The sequence below is a fragment of the Modestobacter sp. VKM Ac-2985 genome (assembly GCF_026967925.1).
In the GTDB taxonomy this organism is placed as follows: Bacteria; Actinomycetota; Actinomycetes; order Mycobacteriales; family Geodermatophilaceae; genus Modestobacter.
This window is the reverse complement of the sequence record NZ_JAPVBI010000003.1, coordinates 715,288-734,521: the sequence shown is the minus strand read 5'-3', so window position 1 is coordinate 734,521 and position 19,234 is coordinate 715,288. Positions and strand designations below refer to the sequence as shown.

16 protein-coding genes are annotated in these 19,234 nt (G+C 72.5%); 9 read left to right on the top strand and 7 right to left on the bottom strand.

What is annotated here, in order from left to right:
* Positions 1–59: 59 nt before the first annotated feature.
* Complete coding sequence (locus O2V61_RS19490; protein ID WP_269184928.1) at positions 60–758, top strand: SDR family NAD(P)-dependent oxidoreductase; 699 nt, start codon at positions 60–62, stop codon at positions 756–758.
* Here O2V61_RS19490 and O2V61_RS19485 read toward each other — a convergent pair.
* Both O2V61_RS19485 and O2V61_RS19480 read right to left on the bottom strand, forming a co-directional pair.
* Complete coding sequence (locus O2V61_RS19485) at positions 725–1,420, bottom strand: class I SAM-dependent methyltransferase (RefSeq protein ID WP_269184927.1); 696 nt, start codon at positions 1,418–1,420, stop codon at positions 725–727. The two genes, O2V61_RS19490 and O2V61_RS19485, sit on opposite strands and share 34 nt — an antisense overlap.
* Before the next feature lie 28 nt (positions 1,421–1,448).
* Entirely contained in the window at positions 1,449–2,351 is a 903-nt protein-coding gene (locus O2V61_RS19480) for an SDR family NAD(P)-dependent oxidoreductase (RefSeq protein WP_269184926.1), read from the bottom strand.
* Between the two features lie 104 nt (positions 2,352–2,455).
* On the opposite strand from O2V61_RS19480, the gene O2V61_RS19475 reads away from it, so the two are divergent.
* The 7 genes from O2V61_RS19475 (at position 2,456) to O2V61_RS19445 (ending at position 12,220) form a co-directional block, all read left to right on the top strand.
* Positions 2,456–3,121, top strand: a complete 666-nt coding sequence (locus tag O2V61_RS19475) for a TetR/AcrR family transcriptional regulator (protein ID WP_269184925.1) — start codon at positions 2,456–2,458, stop codon at positions 3,119–3,121.
* Between the two features lie 151 nt (positions 3,122–3,272).
* Positions 3,273–3,713, top strand: coding sequence for an SRPBCC family protein (locus O2V61_RS19470; RefSeq protein ID WP_269184924.1), 441 nt, complete (start codon positions 3,273–3,275; stop codon positions 3,711–3,713).
* 252 nt (positions 3,714–3,965) lie between these two features.
* Positions 3,966–6,707 (top strand): ATP-binding protein, encoded by a 2,742-nt coding sequence (locus O2V61_RS19465; protein WP_269184923.1) that lies wholly within the window; start codon positions 3,966–3,968, stop codon positions 6,705–6,707.
* A 92-nt stretch (positions 6,708–6,799) separates the two neighbouring features.
* On the top strand, positions 6,800–7,564 hold the full coding sequence (locus O2V61_RS19460; protein WP_269184922.1) for an alpha/beta fold hydrolase: 765 nt from the start codon (positions 6,800–6,802) through the stop codon (positions 7,562–7,564).
* Positions 7,565–7,664: 100 nt separating this feature from the next.
* Complete coding sequence (locus O2V61_RS19455; protein WP_269184921.1) at positions 7,665–8,486, top strand: alpha/beta fold hydrolase; 822 nt, start codon at positions 7,665–7,667, stop codon at positions 8,484–8,486.
* 122 nt (positions 8,487–8,608) lie between these two features.
* The gene (locus O2V61_RS19450) at positions 8,609–9,337 is read left to right on the top strand and encodes an alpha/beta fold hydrolase (RefSeq protein WP_269184920.1); all 729 of its coding nucleotides are present in this window, start codon (positions 8,609–8,611) and stop codon (positions 9,335–9,337) included.
* Positions 9,338–9,478: 141 nt separating this feature from the next.
* A complete protein-coding gene (locus O2V61_RS19445) occupies positions 9,479–12,220 on the top strand; it encodes a helix-turn-helix transcriptional regulator (RefSeq protein ID WP_269184919.1) in 2,742 nt (913 codons plus the stop codon).
* Here O2V61_RS19445 and O2V61_RS19440 read toward each other — a convergent pair.
* The 4 genes from O2V61_RS19440 to O2V61_RS19425 all read right to left on the bottom strand — a co-directional run bounded on the left by O2V61_RS19440 (position 12,214) and on the right by O2V61_RS19425 (position 17,453).
* Entirely contained in the window at positions 12,214–13,389 is a 1,176-nt protein-coding gene (locus O2V61_RS19440) for a flavin-containing monooxygenase (protein WP_269184918.1), read from the bottom strand. The two genes, O2V61_RS19445 and O2V61_RS19440, sit on opposite strands and share 7 nt — an antisense overlap.
* Positions 13,390–13,391: 2 nt before the next feature.
* Positions 13,392–14,960 (bottom strand): GMC family oxidoreductase, encoded by a 1,569-nt coding sequence (locus tag O2V61_RS19435; protein ID WP_269184917.1) that lies wholly within the window; start codon positions 14,958–14,960, stop codon positions 13,392–13,394.
* Positions 14,961–15,617: 657 nt separating this feature from the next.
* Entirely contained in the window at positions 15,618–16,220 is a 603-nt protein-coding gene (gene wrbA, locus O2V61_RS19430; protein WP_269184916.1) for an NAD(P)H:quinone oxidoreductase, read from the bottom strand.
* Positions 16,221–16,397: 177 nt separating this feature from the next.
* The gene (locus O2V61_RS19425) at positions 16,398–17,453 is read right to left on the bottom strand and encodes an SDR family oxidoreductase (RefSeq protein ID WP_269184915.1); all 1,056 of its coding nucleotides are present in this window, start codon (positions 17,451–17,453) and stop codon (positions 16,398–16,400) included.
* 157 nt (positions 17,454–17,610) lie between these two features.
* On the opposite strand from O2V61_RS19425, the gene O2V61_RS19420 reads away from it, so the two are divergent.
* Positions 17,611–18,486, top strand: coding sequence for a helix-turn-helix transcriptional regulator (locus O2V61_RS19420; protein WP_269184914.1), 876 nt, complete (start codon positions 17,611–17,613; stop codon positions 18,484–18,486).
* Between the two features lie 119 nt (positions 18,487–18,605).
* Here the strand turns inward: O2V61_RS19420 and msrA are convergent, their stop codons facing one another.
* Positions 18,606–19,121, bottom strand: coding sequence for a peptide-methionine (S)-S-oxide reductase MsrA (gene msrA / locus O2V61_RS19415; protein WP_269184913.1), 516 nt, complete (start codon positions 19,119–19,121; stop codon positions 18,606–18,608).
* Positions 19,122–19,234: the final 113 nt, after the last annotated feature.

Here is a 19,234-nt window from a genome sequence, read left to right as displayed (position 1 = left end):
CAGTCCTACCGACCCACGTCGCCTTCCACCCGGCTCCGCGGCGTCGCAGGCTGGCGCCCATGGACACCATCACCCTCGTCACCGGGGGCAACAAGGGCATCGGGTACGAGACGGCCCGACGGCTCCGCGATGCCGGGCACACGGTCGTGATCGGCGCACGAGATGCCGGGCGCGGCCGCGCAGCCGCCGCCGACCTCGGCGTCGGGCTGATCCACCTGGACGTGACCGACCAGGCCAGCGTCGACGGGGCGGCCGAACGGGTGCGGCAGGACCACGGTCGCCTGGACGTCCTGGTCAACAACGCCGCGGTCAACAGCGCGGTGGCACCACTGGAGAGCACCGACGCCGCCGACGCCGCCGCGCTGCTGGACACCAACCTGCTGGGGGCGCTGCGGGTCACCAACGCCTTCATCCCGCTCCTCCGGGAGTCCCGGCACGCCCGGATCGTCAACGTGTCCTCCCTCGTGGGTTCGTTCGCGGCGACCCTCGAGCACGACATGTTCGACTGGCGGGTCGTCCCGCCCGTGTACGCCATCTCGAAGACGGCGCTCACGATGCTCACCCTCCGGTACTCCCGGGAACTGCCCGGCATCCTGGTGAACGCCGCTGACCCCGGCTACACGAAGACGGACCTGAACGACCACCAGGGCACCCAGACGGTCACCGAGGGGAGCGATGCGATCGTGCGCCTGGCCATGCTCGACGACGACGGTCCCACGGGCACCTACGTGAGCCGGGACGACGTCGTGCCGTGGTGACGGAGGGCGGCACCTGCAGTGACCCACCGGCCGCGGGCAGCGGCAGCGACGACCTGCGTGACGCCCCTCGCGAACCGAGCCTGGCCGACCTCGGTGGGGCGACGCGCGTAGTACACGAGTGCGGGAGGCAGGTTCCGCCACACGGTCCGGCTCAGGAGGACCTCCTCGAACCGCGCCTCCAGTTGCCGGCGGAATCGGCGGGCGGCGGGCGTCCAGAGGCCGTGGAGGTACGCGAACGTGGTGAACACGCCATCGGACGCCAGGCCGCTGACCACCGCGTCGAGCAGCAGCTCCTGCTGCCGTGGTCGGAATGCGGCCCAGGGCAGACCGCTGACGACGACGTCGGCGTGCGTGATGCCCCGGTCGGTGAGCACGGTCTGGAGGTCGGCAGCGTCTGCTTGGACGACCTCGACTGCTGGGTGTCGGGTGGACAGCGGCAGGGCCAGCCGTGCGTTGACCTCGATCGCCAGCTGGCGGCCGCGTCCAGCGAGTCGCCGCTCGATGGCTCCGGTCATCGCCCCGGTGCCGGGGCCCAGCTCGACGACGACGACGTCTGTCCCCACCGGCACCGGTGCCGTCGCGGCCTGTGACAACGCTCGACCACTGGCGGCGACAGCGCCGATCGTCGTGGGCGTCCGGATGAACTCGCCGAGGAGCGACATGTCAGGACACCGGGTCGACGAGGGGTGCTCAGACACCGAACGTCACGACCGTGAGGTCCTCGGAGACCGCCCACAGCCGTTGCTGGACCGCGAGGTCGTAGGACTCCGGGCTGGACGTGACGAGCCGGGGGTGTCCGCGGACCTCGCCGCGGCCGCTGGGGCCGTAGTACTGCCCGCCGAGGACGGCGGGGTCGGTCGCGGCCCGCAGCGTCGGCAGGGCGCCCATCGCGGCCGGCTGGGTGAGGAGCGGAGCCAGCCGGCCCATCGGTGCCCGGACCAGGGTCGGGGAGTTGCGCACGAGTTCGGTGTTCGACACCCCTGGGTGCGCGGCGGCTGCGACGGTGGTCGTGCCGTGAACCGCGAGCCGGCGCTGCAGCTCGTAGGTGAACATGAGGTTGGCGAGCTTGGACTGCCCGTACGCACCGGCCCGGGAGTACGTGCGCTCCCACTGCAGGTCGTCGAAGTGGATGGCTGCGCGAATCCGGTGCCCGGTGCTGCTGACCGTGATCACGCGTGATCCGGGCACGGGCAGCAGCCGGTCGAGCAGCAGCCCCGTGAACGCGAAGTGGCCCAGGTGGTTGGTGCCGAACTGCCGTTCGAAGCCGTCCTGGGTCGTCTGCCTGGGGGTGTACATCACCCCGGCGTTGTTGATCAGCAGGTCGATGCGCGGATGCGCGTCGCGCAGTGCGGTCGCGGCCGTGTGCACCGATTCCAGCGACGTCAGGTCGAGCCGCTGCACCGTGACGTCGCCGATCATCCGGGCCGCGGCCTGCTCGCCCTTGTCGACGTCCCGCACGGCGAGCACCACCGTGGCGCCGCGTTCGGCCAGGGCCTTGGCGGTCTCGAAGCCCAGGCCGGTGTTGGCGCCGGTCACGACCGCCACCCGACCGTGCTGGTCGGGGATGTCGCGCGCTGTCCAGTTGATGCTCATGTCGTCCTCCTGAAGAGACCATCGGTCTGTTGTGATCGGGACGTTAAGAGACCGTCGGTCCGCTGTCAAGAGACCGACGGTCTGCAAGGTGTTAGGGTTGCGCAGTGACCTTCCATCGGGCCCGCAGTGAGGAGCAGCGCGAGATCAGGCGCCGGGCGATCCTCGACACGGCGGCCGCCATGCTCGACGAGATGCCGGTGGCCGACGTCAGCCTCAACGAGCTCAGCCGCCGCGTGGGCCTGGCGAAGTCGAACGTGCTGCGCTACTTCGACTCCCGCGAGGGCGTGCTCCTCGAGCTGATGAACTCCGTCGTGCAGGACTGGCTCGCCGAGTTGACCGTCGACCTCGCGAGCGAGGTCGACGCGGGTCTGCCGCTGGAGGTCCGTGCCGAACAGCTGTCCGCGGTGCTGGCCCGGTCGCTGGCGGGGAACCGGGTGCTGTGCGACCTGGTGGGGGCGCAGGGTGGCGTCCTGGAGCGCAACGTGACCGTCGAGGCCGTCCTGCGCCACAAGCGCGTGGCCCTGACCCGGCTCACCGCCACGGCTGACCTCCTGCGCCGGTACCTGCCGGAGCTCGGTGCCGCGGCCGAGACGTTCTGCTTCCAGGCGATGGTCCTGGCCGGCGCACTGGCCCCCTACAGCTCGCCACCGCCCGGTGTGCGCGCCGCCTACGAGGCCGAACCGGCGCTCGCCGTCCTGCACCTCGAACTGCACGACTCCCTGCAGCTGGCCATCACCACCATGCTCCTGGGGGCCCTGCCGCGCGGCTGATGCCGCGGCTGCGTGGACGGGATCTCGTCGAACTCGGCGCGAGCTCCGCACGCTCGGTCACCCGAGGTCGGGTGATGATGGCGTCTCCCGTGTGCACGAGACAGCCGACCAGGGCCGTGCTGTCGTCTCTGTGGCCCAGTGAGGAGCGCCAATGGCTCTGTCCTACGACGCGCGAGCGGTGTCGACCGCCCCGCGTGGTGAGGTGTGGTCACTGTTGCTCGACTCGGCCAGCTGGCCCACGTGGTCGACCGTCGACGAGCTGGTCCTCGACCAGTCCGAAGCGCTGGGACTCGATGGCCGTGACGACGTCGGCGCCACCCGGGCCTTCCGCACCGGCAAGGTGGTCACAGTCGAGCGCATCACCGCTCTCGATCCCCTCCGGCAGCTCGCCTACGAGGGGGTGCGCAGTGCGTTCGTCTCCGACTACGCCGCGGTGATCGAACTCGACGAGACGTCCTCCGGGGGAACGGTCATCCGGTGGACAGGCAGCTACACCGCTCGCTGGGGCACCCGGTGGCTGATGCGGCGCATCATGCGCGGGGTGATGCAGAGGATGGCTGACGGTCTGGCGTCCTACTCGTCCGCGCACTGAATGCGGCGAGGTGCCGGGGTCGGGTGGGCACTGCCTACGGCACTCGCTCCAGGGGCCTGTCCAGCTGCTCCCCGGTAGCGCTGGCCACCGGGTGCTCGACGTCCAGTTCTCCCACTGTTGATCCTGCTGAGGTGGCGACGACGCCCATGCGGCCGCTCGGTCTCATAGTGTTCGCACGACCTGCGACGTCCTGGCCCTGCTCGAGCAGCGTGTCGGGCCTGCACGAGGCCCGTCGTCCGGGCGGAACGGACGGTGCCCGTCGTGATGCCCGGTGGCTCACCTGACCTGCCGCTGATCGGCCGCGAGCACGAGTCCCGGCGACTCGGCGAACTGCTCGACCGCCTCCCCGACCGCGGTACCGCCGTCGTCGTCACGGGCGAGGCCGGGATCGGGAAGTCGGCGCTGCTGCGGGGAGCACGCAGCTCCGCCTCCGCGCGAGGCATGCGAGTGCTCAGCACGACGGGCGTCGAGTCCGAGGCCCACCTGCCGTTCGCCGGTCTCCAGCGGTTGCTCCAGCCGGTGCTCGGCCTGATCGACCGCTTGCCCGGGCCCCGCCAGGACGCCCTGCTGATCGCGTTCGGGATGACGGCCGGCACGTCTCCCGATCCCTTCTTCATCGGGCTGGCGGCGCTCGACCTGGTCAGCGAGTCAGCGCGGGAGGTCCCGGTCCTCGTGCTCGTCGACGACGCGCAGTGGATCGACGCCCCGAGTGCGGAGATCCTCGCCTTCATCGGACGCCGGCTGGACGCCGAGCCCGTCGTGCTGGTGACGGCGCTGCGGGACGGTTTCGCCAGCGTCCTCGACGACGTGGGCGCTGCGGCACTCCGGCTCCGCCGACTCGATGACGCGGCATCGGTCTCGATGCTGGACCGCCATGCCCCGCAGGCGACGCCGGAGACCAGACGCCGGTTGCTGGACGAGGCCGCCGGCAACCCACTCGCCCTCGTCGAGCTGCCGCACACGGTGGAGGACGGCGCCGTCGCCCGGCCACCGGTCTGGCTGCCGCTCACCACGCGCCTGGAACACGCCTTCGCCGCGCGGGTCGCGGCACTCCCCAGCGTCACCCGGACCCTGCTGCTCGTGGCGGCCCTCAACGACGAGGAGGAGCTGGCCAGCGCGCTCGCAGCCACCACGGCCCTCACCGGCGGACCGGTCACCCTGGAGGACCTGACGCCGGCGATGACGGCCGGCCTGCTGGAGGGCGATCTGCGGGCGGTGTCCTTCCGGCACCCGCTGATGCGCACGGCGATCCGCCAGCGATCGAGCCTGGCCCAGCGCCAGGCGGCGCACGCCGCGATCGGGCACGCCCTGGCCGACGACCCGGCCCGGCGCGTCTGGCACCGTGCCGCCGCCTGCCCAGGGCCCGACGACGACGTCGCGGCCGAGTTGGAGGCGGTGGCGGTCGACGCCCAGCGACGGGGTGCGGTGGGGACCGCGGTGACCGCCTGGGAGCGCGCGGCGAGCCTGAGTCGAGAGGCCGCTCAACGCAGCAGACGCTTCCTGCGCGCTGCTGAGCTCGCCGTCCAGCTCGGGCGCCACGAGGACGTGGCCTGGTTGCTCGACGAAGCCGCCACCGGAGCGACAGCGCAAGAACGCACGACGATGACGTGGGTCCGGGACGGTCTCGACGACGGCCTCCGCAGCGCCACCGGGGGGATCGGGGACCTGGCGGACTCCGCCGCCCGGGTGGCGGCGGACGGGGACACCCCCCTCGCGCTCAAGCTGCTGGAGAGCGCCGCACTCCGGTGCTTCTGGGGCAGCCCCACGTCGGGCGTCCGGGACCGCGTCGTCAGCGTCGCCGAGAGCCTGGGCGTGGACGCGGACGACCCCGGTCTGCTCGGCGTGCTCGCCTTGGCCGCGCCACTGACCAGAGGTGCTCTCGTGCACGGCCGCTTGACGGCCCTGGCGGGGACCAGCCTGCCGAGTGCGATGGACGCGCGGAGGCTCGGCAATGCAGCATCATCGATCGGGGCCCTCGACCTCGCTGCCGACTTCCTCGGCGCCTCGCTGGCGGACCTCCGCGCCCAGGGCCGGCTCGGACTCCTGGCCAGAGCGCTGACCGTGCAGTCGATGGTCGCCGCGCAGCGGGCCGACCTCTCGCTGGCTGCACCGGTGGCAGAGGAGGCGATCCGTCTCGCACGTGAGACCGCGCAGCCACTCGCCTACGCGACGGCGTGCGCCAGCCAGGCGCTCGTCTCGGCACTGCAGGGCGAGGACGCCGAGAGCTGGGCGCTGGCAGCGGAACGAGTGGCGAGGCCAGTGCGGGCACACCTCATGCTCGCGTTCGTCCAGAACGCCCGGGGAGCGGCCGCGCTCGTCGACGGCGACCATGCCGCTGCCTGGGAGCACCTGCGGCGGGTCCAGGACGCCGACGACCCGGCGTACCACCAGGTGCTGCGCACGTTCGCTCTCGGCGACCTGGCCGAGGCCGCCGTCCACAGCGGGCACCAGGTCGAGGCCCGGGCGATCGTGACCGGGATGGAGCGGCTGGCCCAGCAGACACCGTCCCCGGTGCTCCACCTCGGCCTCGGGCACGCGCGTGCGGTGCTCGCCTCCGACGAGGACGCCGACCGCCTCTTCCTCGATGCGCTGGACGGTGACCTGACCCGGTGGCCCTACGTCCAGGCGCGGGTGCAGCTGGCCCACGGGGCGTGGCTCCGCCGGCAACGGCGCGCTGCGGACTCCCGCAGTCCACTGCGCGCGGCCGCAGCGACGTTCGACGCCCTCGGCGTCACGCCATGGGCCGGTCGCGCGCGCCAGGAGCTCCGGGCCTCCGGTGAACGGAACCGGCGCACGACCCCCGGCGGCCACGAACTGCTGACCCCCCAGGAGCTGCAGATCGCCGGGTTGGCAGCCGGAGGGCTGAGCAACCGCGAGATAGGCGGGCAGCTCAACCTGTCGCACCGGACGGTCAGCTCGCACCTGCACCGGATCTTCCCGAAGCTGGGGATCACCTCGCGGGGCGCGCTCCGCGCCGCCCTCCACCGCGACTGAGCCGCGCGGCGGGCCGGGCACCCTCGCCCAGCAGGTGAGGCACCGTCATCTGACGCTCGCGACGCCACCTGTGGGCTTCCTACGTTGAGCCCATGGCTCCCCGGGGATCGTTCCAGAACGGCAGCACACCGACCGTGCTGCTGGTGCACGGCGCCTTCGCCGACGGCTCCAGCTGGTCAGGAGTCGTTGCCGCACTGCAGGCAGACGGCATGGACGTGCAGGCGGTGGCCAACCCGCTCCGGGGTACCGCGGCGGACGCGGCGCACGTCGCCGTCATCGCTGCGGCGATCGACGGCCCGGTGCTCCTGGTGGGGCACTCCTACGGCGGCATGGTCGTGGACCGGGCCGCGGTGCTCGCCCCCAACGTCGTCGGCCTCGTGTACGTGGCCGCCTTCGTCCTCGCGGAGGGGGAGCGCGTCTCCGACGTGACGGACCGCTTCCCCGACAGCCTGCTCGGCCCGGCCCTGTGGCCTGCCCCCTTCGCCACCGCTGACGGTGGGCCGGGCGTGGAGCTCCGCCTCCAGCCCGACCGCTTCGCCGAGGTGTTCGCCGCCGACCTGCCCACCGGCCTGACCACGGTGATGGCCGCCTCGCAGCGTCCCGTTGCCGCGGCGGCCTTCGAGGAGTCGTCCCCGGTGGTCGCCTGGCGCACGCTGCCGACCTGGTTCGTGCTGTCGACGGCCGACCGGGCGATCCAGCCGGAGGCGCAGCGGTTCATGGCCTCGCGCGCCGGCGCCGAGGTCACCGAGCTGGACGCCTCGCACGCGGTCGCGCTGTCGCAGCCGGCCGCCGTCGCCGCGGTCATCCGTGCGGCGGCCCTGACCCCGCGGGCCGCACAGCCTGCCGCTCACCCCTGAGCCGACGTCCGCCTCCATCCGCCCCTGCCCCCGGCGGCGCAGGGGGCACTCGCACCTGCCATCCGGCAGGGCTCAGCCCCGACCCATCCCAGGAGACGACATGACCCCCCGATCGAACCGGCCGCCACGTCGGCTGCGCACGTTCCTGCTCATCGCGTTGCTCGCTGTCGTCGCTGCATCGCTCCCGGGCGCCAGCGCCGGGGCCACGCCGGCCCACGGCGCAGACCGCCCCACGATCGTCCTCGTGCACGGGGCGTTCGCGGACGCCTCGAGCTGGGAGGAGGTCACGCGGAAGCTGCAGAACCGCGGCCTCACCGTGTACGCACCGGCGGTCCCGCTGCGCGGCCTGACCGCCGACTCCGACCACCTCCGGTCCTTCCTCGCCACCCTCAGCGGGCCGATCGTGCTGGTCGGACACTCCTACGGCGGAGCGGTCATCACGAACGCGGCCACCGGCAACCCGGACGTCCGTGGCCTGGTCTACGTCGCCGGCTACGCCCCGGCCGAAGGCGAGGTCGTGGGTGCCTTGAACGACCTGGGCGGGCATCCGGAGGAGTCCCTGCTCCTGGCCAACCTGGTGAACCGTGACTTCCCGGGCGGCACCGACGCCTACGTCGACCCGGCGCACTTCCGCGAGGTGATGGCGGCGGACGTGACGGCCCGGACCGCCGCGGTGCTGGCGGCCGGACAGCGTCCGGTCTCCCTCGCCGCCTTTGGTGAGCCCTCCGGTGTGCCTGCGTGGGCGACCATCCCGTCCTGGTACCTCGTCGCCAGCCGTGACCGGGCGATCCCGCCCTCGGCCGAGCGGGCGATGGCCGCACGCGCCGGCTCCACCACGGTGGAGATCCGGAGCTCGCACCTGGCGATGGTCGGTCACTCCGGTGAGGTGACGCAGCTGATCCTCGCGGCCATCCGCGGCTGAGGACGCCGGACACGGGTCCGGCTCGCCATCGACCACCCGCCGTGGCCGCCGCTGCCGTCAGCGGCGAACCCGGCGGCGAGCACCCCACTCCCACGCTGTACCGACCAGAGAAGGACGCACCCATGACCACGCCCACGACCACCACCGCGAAGCCGACCATCGTCATCGTCCACGGCGCCTGGAGCGACGCGAGCCCCTTCGACGCCGTCGACAGGCTGTTGGCCGCAGACGGCTACACCGTCACCCACTTCGCCAACCCGCTCCGCGCACTGGGCGATGACACCGACCACCTCGTCGCCTTCCTGAAGGCACGGACGACCGGCCCGGTCGTGCTCGTCGGCCACTCCTACGGTGGGGCGGTCATCGGCGGCGCCGCGCTGTCCCATCCCGAGGTGGGAGCGCTCGTCTACCTCAACGCCTTCGTGCCGGCCGAAGGGGAGACGATCCTCGACCTGGCCGGCCACGCCGGCCCGGTCGACGCCGAGGCCCTGTTCGACATGGCACCGTTCCCCGGGGACCACAACGTCGACCTGTACCTGCGGCCCGACGCCTTCGCGGGCGGGTTCGTCAACGGGTTGCCCGCCGAGCTCGCGGCGACGTTCTTCGCCAAGCAGCGCCCGATCGCCTACGCGGCGCTGACCGAGCCGGCGCGCGCGGACCAGGCCTGGCAGACGCTGCCCTCGTGGTACGTCGCCGGGAGCGATGACCACAGCATCGCCTTCGAGACGCAGCTGTGGATGGCCCAGCGCGCCGGGTCCGTCCTCACCCGGGTGGCGACCGGACACCTGTCGATGACCGCGGAGCCCGAGGTCGTGGCCCAGGTCATCGCGGAGGCCGCCGCGAAGAACTGAGGGTCGACGCGCTGAGGCGGGGCCGGCTGACCAGCCGGCCCCGCCGGCGTGCGAGCGACGCTCGCGCGGCGCTCCACCGGGCCGATCCCCGACCCACGACCAGCGCGAGCAGTCGTGCCGTGCATGTCATCGGAGGCACCCATGACGAGCCAGATGCGGGACCGGCTCGCGGACGTCGAGCCGCCACGGGCGAGCAGCCTCGTCCGGCACGTCCTGGAGCGGGACAGCCGGCGCATCCTGCTGACCGGTGAACCCGGCATCGGCAAGTCCACGGCCCTCGACGCAGCCAGGACCTGGTTCCGGGCCGCAGGGACGACGGTCCTCTGGGCGAGTCCGTCGTTCGCCGAGCGGCACACCGCGCACAGCGTGCTGCGGGACCTGTTGAGCGACGTGGACTGGGACTCGCTCATGGAGCTCTCCGCTGAGGACCGCGCGATCCTGCGCACCGCGATCGGAGGTCACCAGCCCGTCGCGGACGTCCCACCGCTCGGCACCGCGATCGCGCTGGAGGGCATCCTCGGCGCGCTCTCGGCCCGGGCGCCGGTGGTCCTCCTGATCGACGACCTGCAGTGGTCGGACCCGGAGTCGTCGGCGGGCATCGAGCGCGCGTTCCGGCGGGTCGCCTCCCCCCGGGTGGGTCTGGTCGCGACGAGTCGTGAGTACGGCACCCGTTCGCGCGACGCCCCGGACCTCACCTTCCAGCCCTCGGACGTGCACGTCCTCGAGGGCCTGACGGTGGAGGAGCTCGAGCGGCTCATCCGCCCCCTGTGGCCCTCCACCCTGACCAGGGCCCAGGTCGTGGCGTTGCACGAGCACACCGGCGGCAACCCGATGTGGGCCCGCGAGCTCATCGGCCGGGGAGTGCTCGACGACCTCGGGGCGATCTCCGTGGGGACCCTCCCCGCCCCGCTGCCGCTCACGGTCGCCGTGGCCGAGCGGCTACGGGCGCTGGGTCCGGCTGCCGACGTCGTGTCGATCGTCGCCCTGCTCGGTCGGCCGGACCTCTCGCTGCTGGGCGAGGTGCTGCGCTTCGGCGCCGTCCCGCGCGCCGCGATCGACCAGGCCGAGGCAGCCGGCTTCCTGGTCGTCAGCACCCAGGGCGTGCACACCCGCCACCCCCTGCACGCGTCCGCTGCCGCGGCCCGGCTGGCTCCCGCACGTCGGCGGGAACTGCACGCCTTCATCGCCCGGGCTGTCGACGATCCGGTCCTGCGAGCCCAACACCTGCAGCAGTCGGCGCCGCCCGGGCCCGACGAGTCGATCGCCGAGGCGCTCACGCTGGCAGCCGTGCTCATGCGCCAGAGAGGCGCCCGCCTCCGCTCCGCACACTTCGACGCGCAGGCTGTCGAGCGCACCGATCCTCGAGCACCCAACCGTCAGGAGAGGCTGCTCAACCAGGCGCAACAGCTCTTCTCGGCCGGTGACGAGGAGGCGTGCCTCGCGGTCCTGAGCCGCGTCGCGGAGGACCGTCTCGATGCGCGCCAGTACGACGCCCACGTGGCGCTGTCGACCGGTTCTCTCGATGCCGGCAGCACGCCCGGTGCTGCTCGGACATGGCTCGCAGCGCGCCCCGCAGAGGCCGCCGCCGACCCCGCACGACGAGCCATCTTGGGAGCGAACACCCTCGCCGTCGCCACCATGACCGTGTCCGGTCGCGCTCGGTCGGCCGCTGCCGCCATGACCGAGCTCGCTGCGGTGGACGCGCCCAACGCCGTCCACCGCGCCCTGCGGGCACGTGCTCGCACCCGCCTGGAGGCGGGCTCCGGCCTCGACCTCACCGTCGTCGCCGAGATGGACCGACTCCAGGCGGTCCAGATCGTGGTGAGCCTGGACGACACCGGACTCGCCACCACCGCGCACCTCGCGCACCTGGTGGACGACGTCGACGCGTCCCGTCGGGCACTGGTCGGCCTCGTCGAGTGGGCTCAGCGCGAGGGCAAGGAGGGCGTGGCACGGACCTTCCTCGCCCACGCCGCCCTGGTGGAGGTCGTCGGTGGTGACGTGCCCGCAGCGCGGGCGTTCATGGAGCTGGCCGACCACGACCCCACGTCCCCGGTGCTGCCCCCCGCCGTGCAGTTGACCGCCGGCCTCCTGCTCATCGCCGACGGCCGGCACGAGGTCCTCGCGCGGACGGTGGACGAGTGGAGACACCGCGGCGGGGGAGAGGCCGACGAGCTGACCCTCTCCGCGGTCGCCGGGGCCTCGGCTCTGGCGCAGGGCCGGTGGCAGCACGCCGTCGAGCACCTGCGGGCGGCAGCCGAACTCGCGGACTCCCTCGAGCTCGTCGAGCTGGGCAGCCGTCTCCGCGTGGACCTGCCGCTCGCCGAGGCGCTGGTGCGAGCCGGCGAGAACGACGAGGCAGCCCGACGACTGGACCGGGTGCGCGCCTTCCTCGAGGACCGGGACCGGCCGATCTCGCAGATCGACCTCCACCGGCTGACCTCCCTCCAGCTGGCCGCCGGGGGAGATCTCGGCGGTGCGCTGGCGCAGGCGACCACAGCAGTCGAGCTGTCCACCGCACACCATCGACCGGCAGACGTCGCACGGGCGTTGCTCCAACGCGCTCGGGTGCAGCACCGGCTGCGCAAGGTCGCGCTCGCCCGGTCAGACCTCCAGGCCGCCGGTGAGGCCGCGCTCGAGGCCGGGGTCGTGCCCGTGCGCGCGGAGGTCGACGCCGCCCGGTCGCCGAGCAGCATGACGCGCTCGGCGACCGAACTGACCACGGCCGAGTCCAGGGTCCTGGCGTGCCTGCGCGCCGGTCAGAGCAACAGGGAGATCGCGGCGGAGCTCTTCGTCAGCGTGCGGACCGTGGAGTCACACGTCGCAGCGATCCTGCGGAAGACCGGGGCGACGAGCCGGGCCAAGCTGATCTCCCGTCACTGACCGACCGCTGCGAGCACCCGGTGTGGTCGCCGGCGCGCGTGCTCGGCGACGCGCTGAGCATCCCCGGCGAGTTCCCGCAGAGCACCGGTGGCCGACACCGTGAAGCCCACGAAGTAGAAGCCGGGCGCCGCCTCGGTCCCTGAGCTGATCGGGCTGCCCTCCTCGTCGAGGAGGCCCAGTCCGGCCAGCACCGTCTCCAGGTCGCGTCGGTAGCCGGTGGCGAACACGACCGCGTCGGGATGCGTCACCGACCCGTCGGCCAGGTGCACCGAGTCGGACCCGAACCCGGTCACCGCGGCCACCGGTGTGACGGCGCCCTGTGCGAGGAGCCGCACGATGCCCGTGTCGTGGACGGGGACCGACCGGTCCCGTCGTACCCGGGTGTAGAGGTCAGGACGTGGTCGAGCCACCTTCCTCGCTGACAGGTCCGGGATGGTGAGCCGCGACAGCACGGACGCCAGCCGGTCGGCCACGCTCACGGGGAGGAGGCTCATGAGGATGGCGATGGCCTGCATGGGGATGCCACCCACGCGCCGCCGCACGATGTGCGGCGTCGTGCGCACCGCCAGGCTGACCCGGCTGGCGCCGGCGGCCACCAGTTCGGTCGCCGCCTCGGCCGCTGCGTTGCCCGCACCCACCACGAGCACGTCGAGGCCCGCGAACTGGTCGCCGCCGCGGTAGTCCGCCGCGTGCACGTGCGGACGGGCGTAGCCGTCCAGCCCCGGGAGGTCGGGGATGAACGGGCGCCGGTTGTAGCCGGTCGCCATGACGACGGTGGTGGCCTCGTACGACGTGCCCGAGGCGGTGCTGACCACCCAGCGCCGGTTGCCGTCGATGCCGCCTGCGGGCTCGATGTGCGTGACGGTGGTCCCGAACCGGATGTCGATGTCGGCGCTGGCCGCGTAGTGCTCGAGGTAGCGCACGAGGTCCGCGCTGGTGACGTAGCGGCCGTAGCTGCGGGGGATGGGCAGCCCGGGCAGCGCGGAGAGCCGCCGCACCGTGTGCAGCCGCAGGCCGACCCGGTGGGCCCGCCAGCTCATCGCGACGTCCTCGCCCTGTTCGAGCACCAGCACCCGCCGGCCCACGCGCATGAGCTCGTGGGCCGCGGCGAGGCCGGCCGGTCCGGCGCCGATGACGAGGCAGTCGACGCCTTCCAGTGTGGTGTGCACGACTAGGACCTGATGATCCGTGCCGCTCGCTCGGCGATGGCGAACACCGTTGCGTTGGTGTTCCCCGAGACCGGGGAGGGCATGACGGACGCGTCCGCGACGCGCAGGCGCGAGATGCCGCGGACGCGCAGCTCCGGGTCCACGACGGCGAGGTCGTCGGAGCCCATGCGACAGGTGCCGGCGTAGTGGAAGTACACGACGAGGCTCTCGCGCAGGTAGTCGAGCATCGCCTCCTCGCTGTCCAGCGGTCGGCCGGGCTGCACCTCGGGCCCACGCCAGGGCGCGAGGGCGTCGGCGGCACCGATCTCGCGGGCGATCCGCAGGCCGGCCAGCATCACCTGCTGGTCCTCGGCCTCGCCGAGGTAGTTCGGGTCGATCAACGGGGCGACCCTGTGGTCGCGACTGGCCAGGCGGACCGTGCCGCGGCTGTGCGGGAGCATCGCGGAGAAGCCGATGGCGTACCCGCCGTCGGGGCCGGGACCGGGGAGGCTCTGCGAGCGGTAGGGCTGGCTGATCAGGAGGACCTGCAGGTCCGGGTCCGCCAGCTCCTCGCGGGTGCGTACCAGCCCGACGCCCTGGCCGTAGATGTTCTGCGGGTCCCCCGGCAGGGGGGCGGCGTGCTCGAAGACGACGGTCGACATCGGGTGGTCGTGCAGGTTGGCGCCGACGCCGGGCAGGTCGAGCTCCACCTCGATGCCCAGCTCGGTCAGGTGCTCGGCGGGCCCGACACCGGAGAGCATGAGCAGCTGCGCCGAACCGATGGCGCCGGCGGTCAGGATGACCTCCCGGAGCGCGGTGGCGGCTGTCGAGGACGTGGGTGTGCCGTACTCCACCCCGGTGCAGGTGCCGTCGTCGATGGTCAGCTGTCGCACCGTCACGTCGGTGACGATCGTGAGGTTGGCGCGGCCCGCGATCGGGCGCAGGTACGCGTCGGCTGCGCTCATCCGCCGGCCCTCGTGCACGTTGGCGTCGGACAACCCGAAGCCGGTCTCCGCGCCGGAGGAGATGTCGTCGGCGAGCGACCAGCCGACCTCGGTCGCCGCCTCCAGGGCCGCGACGACGACCGGGCTCGGCTCAGGGGTCACGCCGATGAGCAGCGGGCCCTCGGTGCCCCGCAGCGTCTCGTCGCGTCCCACCGTGGTCTCGCTGCGTCGGAAGTCGGGGAGCAGGTCGTCGAAACCCCAGCCGGTGGCGCCCTGGGCTGCCCAGGCGTCGTAGCTGGATCGGTGTCCGCGGAGGAAGTTCAGTCCGTTGATGCTCGAGGACCCACCAAGCGCCTTTCCTCGCGGCGCGTACAGCGGCGCCCCGAGGAACGCCTGCTCGACCGTCGAGTCACCCCAGTCGGCAGAGGTGCCGAGCAGCAGCGGCCAGATGCCCGGCGTCTCCATCTCGGGGAGGGCGGTGGCCGAGCCGGCCTCGATCAGCAGCACCCGGGTGTGCACGTCTTCGGTGAGCCGTGCCGCGATGACGCTGCCGGCTGTCCCGGCTCCTACGACGACGTAGTCGAAGACCTCTGCTGCCTGCTCGACGTCGAGTCCGTGCAGGACGGTGGAAGGGCGGGGCCTGGACATGAGATCTCTTTTCGTCGCGTGGTCGTGGACGAGAACTCCACGCGCCGAAGTTATGGCGATCCTGCGCCCGAGCCATCCGTAGGAACACCCATTTCGAGGCCTCTTCCGGCCAGCTCGAAGCGGCGCCGAACGGTCATGAGCAGTGACGGCACCGTCATCTGACGCTCGCGCCGCAACCCATGAGGTTCCTACGTTCGGCCCATGGCTCCTCGGGCGATCCTCACCGGCCGGTGGTCGGGCGACGGGCGCGCCGTCGTGCCCGTCGGCGGCGCTGGCCCCGTGATGGACGCTGAGACCTGTCGATGCCGCATGTGCGACCGGCAGACGTGGAACAGGGACTCGGGGCTCTGCACGGACTGTCGACTGATGCTGGTCGAGGCCCGAGAGAGCGCCGAGCGGATCAAGGAGAGGGCGCGAGACGTGGCTCAGGTGCGCCGTCCACCAGCTCGCGAGCGGGAGCACGGCGCCGCGTTCTGACGTGGCTGGATCCGGCGGAGCGGTGGTGCGCCCCGCCGTTCGCGCGTAGTGCACGAGCGCGGGAGGCAGGTTCCGCCACACGGTCCGGCCCAGGAGGAACTCCTCGAACCGCGCCTCTAGTCGTGCATCGGGGGCGGGTCCCACCTGCAGCAGGACTCCGCCCCCGGGAGCACGATCGGCTCAGGCGACCAGCTTGGCGGTCACCTCGGCGAGGCGGCGGCCCTGGTAGCGAGCAGCCTCGAGCTCCGCGTCGGTCGCGGTGGCCGACTGGCCGCCCGAGGCGGTCGAGACGCCGTAGGGGTTGCCGCCGGCAGCGAACAGCAGCGGATCGGTGTACCCCGGCGGCACGATGACGGCGCCGAAGTGGCTGAAGATGTTGAAGAACGTCAAGATCGTGGACTCGTTGCCACCGTGCACGTTCTGGGCGCTGGTGAAGGCGGTGGCTCCCTTGTTCGCGAGCTTGCCCGCGAACCACAGCCCGCCCAGGGTGTCGATGAACTGCTTCATCTGGGCGGCGGGGGTGCCGAACCGGGTCGGGGACCCGAGGGCGTAGCCGTCGGCCCACTCCATGTCGGCCGGGGTGGCTTCCTGCACCTCGCCGGCGGTGGCGTCGACGTGTGCCTGCCAGAGCGGGTTGGAGGCGATGGCCTCGGCAGGGGCCAGTTCGGGCACGCGGCGCAGACGCACGTCGGCTCCGGCCTCCGTCGCGCCCTCGGCGAGTGCGGCAGCGAGCTGGTGGACGTTCCCGGTGGAGGAGTAGTAGACGACTGCGATCTTGGCCATGGGCTGTCTCCCTGAGGGCTCGGACTGGTCGTGGCCGATGAGGTCGGCCGGTCGTCGAGCACTCGATGACACGCTCGTTGAGTGCTCAACCAATGTCGAAGCTACCGCGGGGCACGTGGTGCTGCATGTCGGCGAGGAAGGTCGAGCTCCCGGCAACGGCCCTCCGCCCGCGTCGGTCTACGGGATGATGCGGCGGTGGCGCAGTTCGGCGACGAGGTCGGTGAACATCTGCCGGGTGTCGACGTGCTCGTGGAAGCCGAAGCGGCGGGCCTTGGAGCCGTCGGCGAGGAAGTCGTAGTCCCAGGAGAAGACGCCGTCCCCGAACTGCCATGACGACACGTCCGCCCACGGCGTGGGCCGCAGCTGGTGGGTGTCGATCATCTGCTCCCACAGTGGCTGCTTGTCGGCCATCACGTCGGTCAGCGACATGGGCAGGGGAGGTGCGACGGCGAGGTCGAACAGGTCGGCGATGACCGGCCACATCTGGTTCCACCGGAACAGGTCACCGTTGGTGATGTTGAACGCCTGGTCGGCGCAGGCCGGGGTGGTGGCGGCCCAGACGGTGGCGCGGGCGAGCAGGCCGGCGTCGGTCATCTCCAGCAGGGTGTCGTAGGCGCCGGGCTTCCCGGGGAAGCGCAGCGGCAGACCCAGTTCCTTGCTCATCGATGCGTACACCGCCAGGACGCTGACCAGGTTCATCGGGTTGCCCAGCGCGGTCCCGCAGACGACCGAGGGGCGCAGCGCCGACCAGGTCCACGGTGCTCCGGCCGACGCCTGCTCCAGGTGCTGCTGCTGGCTGACGTTGAACTCCGGCGGCAGGTGTCCGGGGTCGTCCTCCCGCGCGGGGGTGGCGAAGGGCCCGAGGTGTGCGCCGTAGACCTTGTAGCCCTGCATGAGGCTGACGTGCTGCAACCTGCCGGCCGGGGCGACCGCGGCGACGGTGTTGACCAGCATCGCCAGGTTGGGCTCGACGAGCTCGGCCCAGGTCGGCCGGTCCTGGAACGCCGCGTAGAACACGTGCGTCACCTCCGGGAGTGCGCCCAGGGTGCGTTCGGTGGCGTCGGCGTCGAGCAGGTCGACGGCCACGTGCCGCACGTCCGGGGTGTCGACGCCGCCGCGACGCGACACCCCGATCACGTCCCAGTCGGGCAGGCCGGTCAGGTGGGTGAGCAGGGTGGAGCCGATGACGCCGTGCGCGCCGACGACCAGGGCGGTGTTGCGGGGTGAGGTCACGGGGCTCCTCCGAGAGAGGGCCCGCCAGGAGGGCGGGCCGTTCCACCAGGCTGGTGCGGACCTGGTGGGGGAACCAGGCCGTGGCGGTGGTCGGCACCGGCTGCCTGCCAACGGCAGGGACAGGTCCGGGAGACGTGCCTCGACCACACTGGCCGGCGTGAGCACGTCAACCGAGCTGGGCGCCTTCCTGCGGACGCGGCGGGCTGAGCTGAGCCCGGAGCAGGTCGGTGTGGTGTCCTACGGCGCACGCCGAGTTCCCGGGCTGCGCCGTGAGGAACTCGCCCAGCTCGCTGGGGTCAGCCACGCCTACTACACCCGGTTGGAGCAGGGGCAGAGCACCCGCGCCTCGGACGGCGTCCTGGATGCGTTGGCCCGGGCGCTGCAGCTGGACCCGGAAGAGCGCATGCACCTGCACCGGCTCGCCCGGCCGGTCCGGCCAACGCCACGGACGTCGGCGCGACCGGAGCGTGTCCGCCCGCAGATCCGCCAGTTGATCGAGGCGATCAGCGACGTCCCGGTGCTCGCTCTCGACCGGCGCAACGACGTCCTGGCCTGGAACGCCCTGGGTCATGCCCTGCTCGCCGGCCACCTGGATCGCCACTCGCCCGCGGACCCGGCCGCCCGGCCGAACACGCTCGCCATGCTCTTCCTGGACCCGCACACCCGTGAGCTGCACACCGAGTGGGCCGGTGAAGCCCGACGGGCCGTGGCCTCTCTGCGCCTCACCGCCGGGCAACACCCCGGCGACCCCGCACTGACCGCACTCATCGGGGACCTGGCCGTCCGCAGCAGCGAGTTCGCGGCGCTCTGGGCGCGGCACCCCGTGCAGAGCTGTACCGACGGCACCAAGCGCTACCGGCACCCCACGGTCGGCCCGCTCGAACTGGCCTTCACCATGACCACGACGGCGGACAACGGGCATCGGCTGCTCATGCTCAGCGCAGCTCCCGACTCGGCCTCCGCCGACGCACTCGCGCTGCTGCGCACCGCAGCCGCTCGCGCCTCCGCCAGCGAGCTCCACGGCACGAACTGAGTCCCCGACGAGATCGCGGACTCGACGGCGACCGGCGCTCGGCCGGGGCCAGGGGGTGAGCAGCGGGAGGAGTCCCGTCGTCCACCCACCCCCTGGCCGCGCCGGTCGGGGACCTCAGGTCAGCGGGTGGCCTCGGCCTCGCGGCGCGGGAGCACCCAGTCGGGCCGCACGTAGTGGCAGGTGTACCCGAAGGGGATCCTCTGCAGGTAGTCCTGGTGCTCGTCCTCGGCCTCCCAGAACGGGCCGGCCGCCTCGACCTCGGTGACGACCTTGCCGGGCCAGATGCCCGAGGCGTCCACGTCGGCGATGGTGTCGAGCGCGACGCGCTGCTGCTCGTCGCTGGTGTAGTAGATCGCCGAGCGGTAGCTGCGACCGACGTCGTTGCCCTGCCGGTCCTTCGTCGAGGGGTCGTGGATCTGGAAGAAGAACTCCAGCACCTCCCGGAACGAGATGACAGCCGGGTCGAAGAGGATCTCGACCGCCTCGGCGTGGTCACCGTGGTCGCGGTACGTGGCGTTCGGGGTGTCGCCTCCCGAGTAGCCGACGCGGGTGGAGAGCACCCCCGGGCGCTTGCGCAGCAGTTCCTGGGCGCCCCAGAAGCAGCCGCCGGCGAGGATCGCGGTCTCCGTGGTCATGAGTTCCTGCCTCTCAGTCGAGTACGGCAGGACAACACCACGACCGGTGTCGCTGCTTCCCGACCGCACGCCGAGGCCGGCCGCCTGGCCCGGGCGGCGGGTTCCGTGATGCG

Excerpts from the sequence above, each read along its gene's own strand:
- O2V61_RS19490 (WP_269184928.1), top strand. The coding sequence starts at position 60 with ATGGACACCATCACCCTCGTCACCGGGGGCAACAAGGGCATCGGGTAC.
- O2V61_RS19485 (WP_269184927.1), bottom strand. The coding sequence starts at position 1,420 with ATGTCGCTCCTCGGCGAGTTCATCCGGACGCCCACGACGATCGGCGCT.
- O2V61_RS19480 (WP_269184926.1), bottom strand. The coding sequence starts at position 2,351 with ATGAGCATCAACTGGACAGCGCGCGACATCCCCGACCAGCACGGTCGG.
- O2V61_RS19470 (WP_269184924.1), top strand. The coding sequence starts at position 3,273 with ATGGCTCTGTCCTACGACGCGCGAGCGGTGTCGACCGCCCCGCGTGGT.
- O2V61_RS19460 (WP_269184922.1), top strand. The coding sequence starts at position 6,800 with ATGGCTCCCCGGGGATCGTTCCAGAACGGCAGCACACCGACCGTGCTG.
- O2V61_RS19455 (WP_269184921.1), top strand. The coding sequence starts at position 7,665 with ATGACCCCCCGATCGAACCGGCCGCCACGTCGGCTGCGCACGTTCCTG.
- O2V61_RS19450 (WP_269184920.1), top strand. The coding sequence starts at position 8,609 with ATGACCACGCCCACGACCACCACCGCGAAGCCGACCATCGTCATCGTC.
- O2V61_RS19445 (WP_269184919.1), top strand. The coding sequence starts at position 9,479 with ATGACGAGCCAGATGCGGGACCGGCTCGCGGACGTCGAGCCGCCACGG.
- O2V61_RS19435 (WP_269184917.1), bottom strand. The coding sequence starts at position 14,960 with ATGTCCAGGCCCCGCCCTTCCACCGTCCTGCACGGACTCGACGTCGAG.
- wrbA (WP_269184916.1), bottom strand. The coding sequence starts at position 16,220 with ATGGCCAAGATCGCAGTCGTCTACTACTCCTCCACCGGGAACGTCCAC.
- msrA (WP_269184913.1), bottom strand. The coding sequence starts at position 19,121 with ATGACCACGGAGACCGCGATCCTCGCCGGCGGCTGCTTCTGGGGCGCC.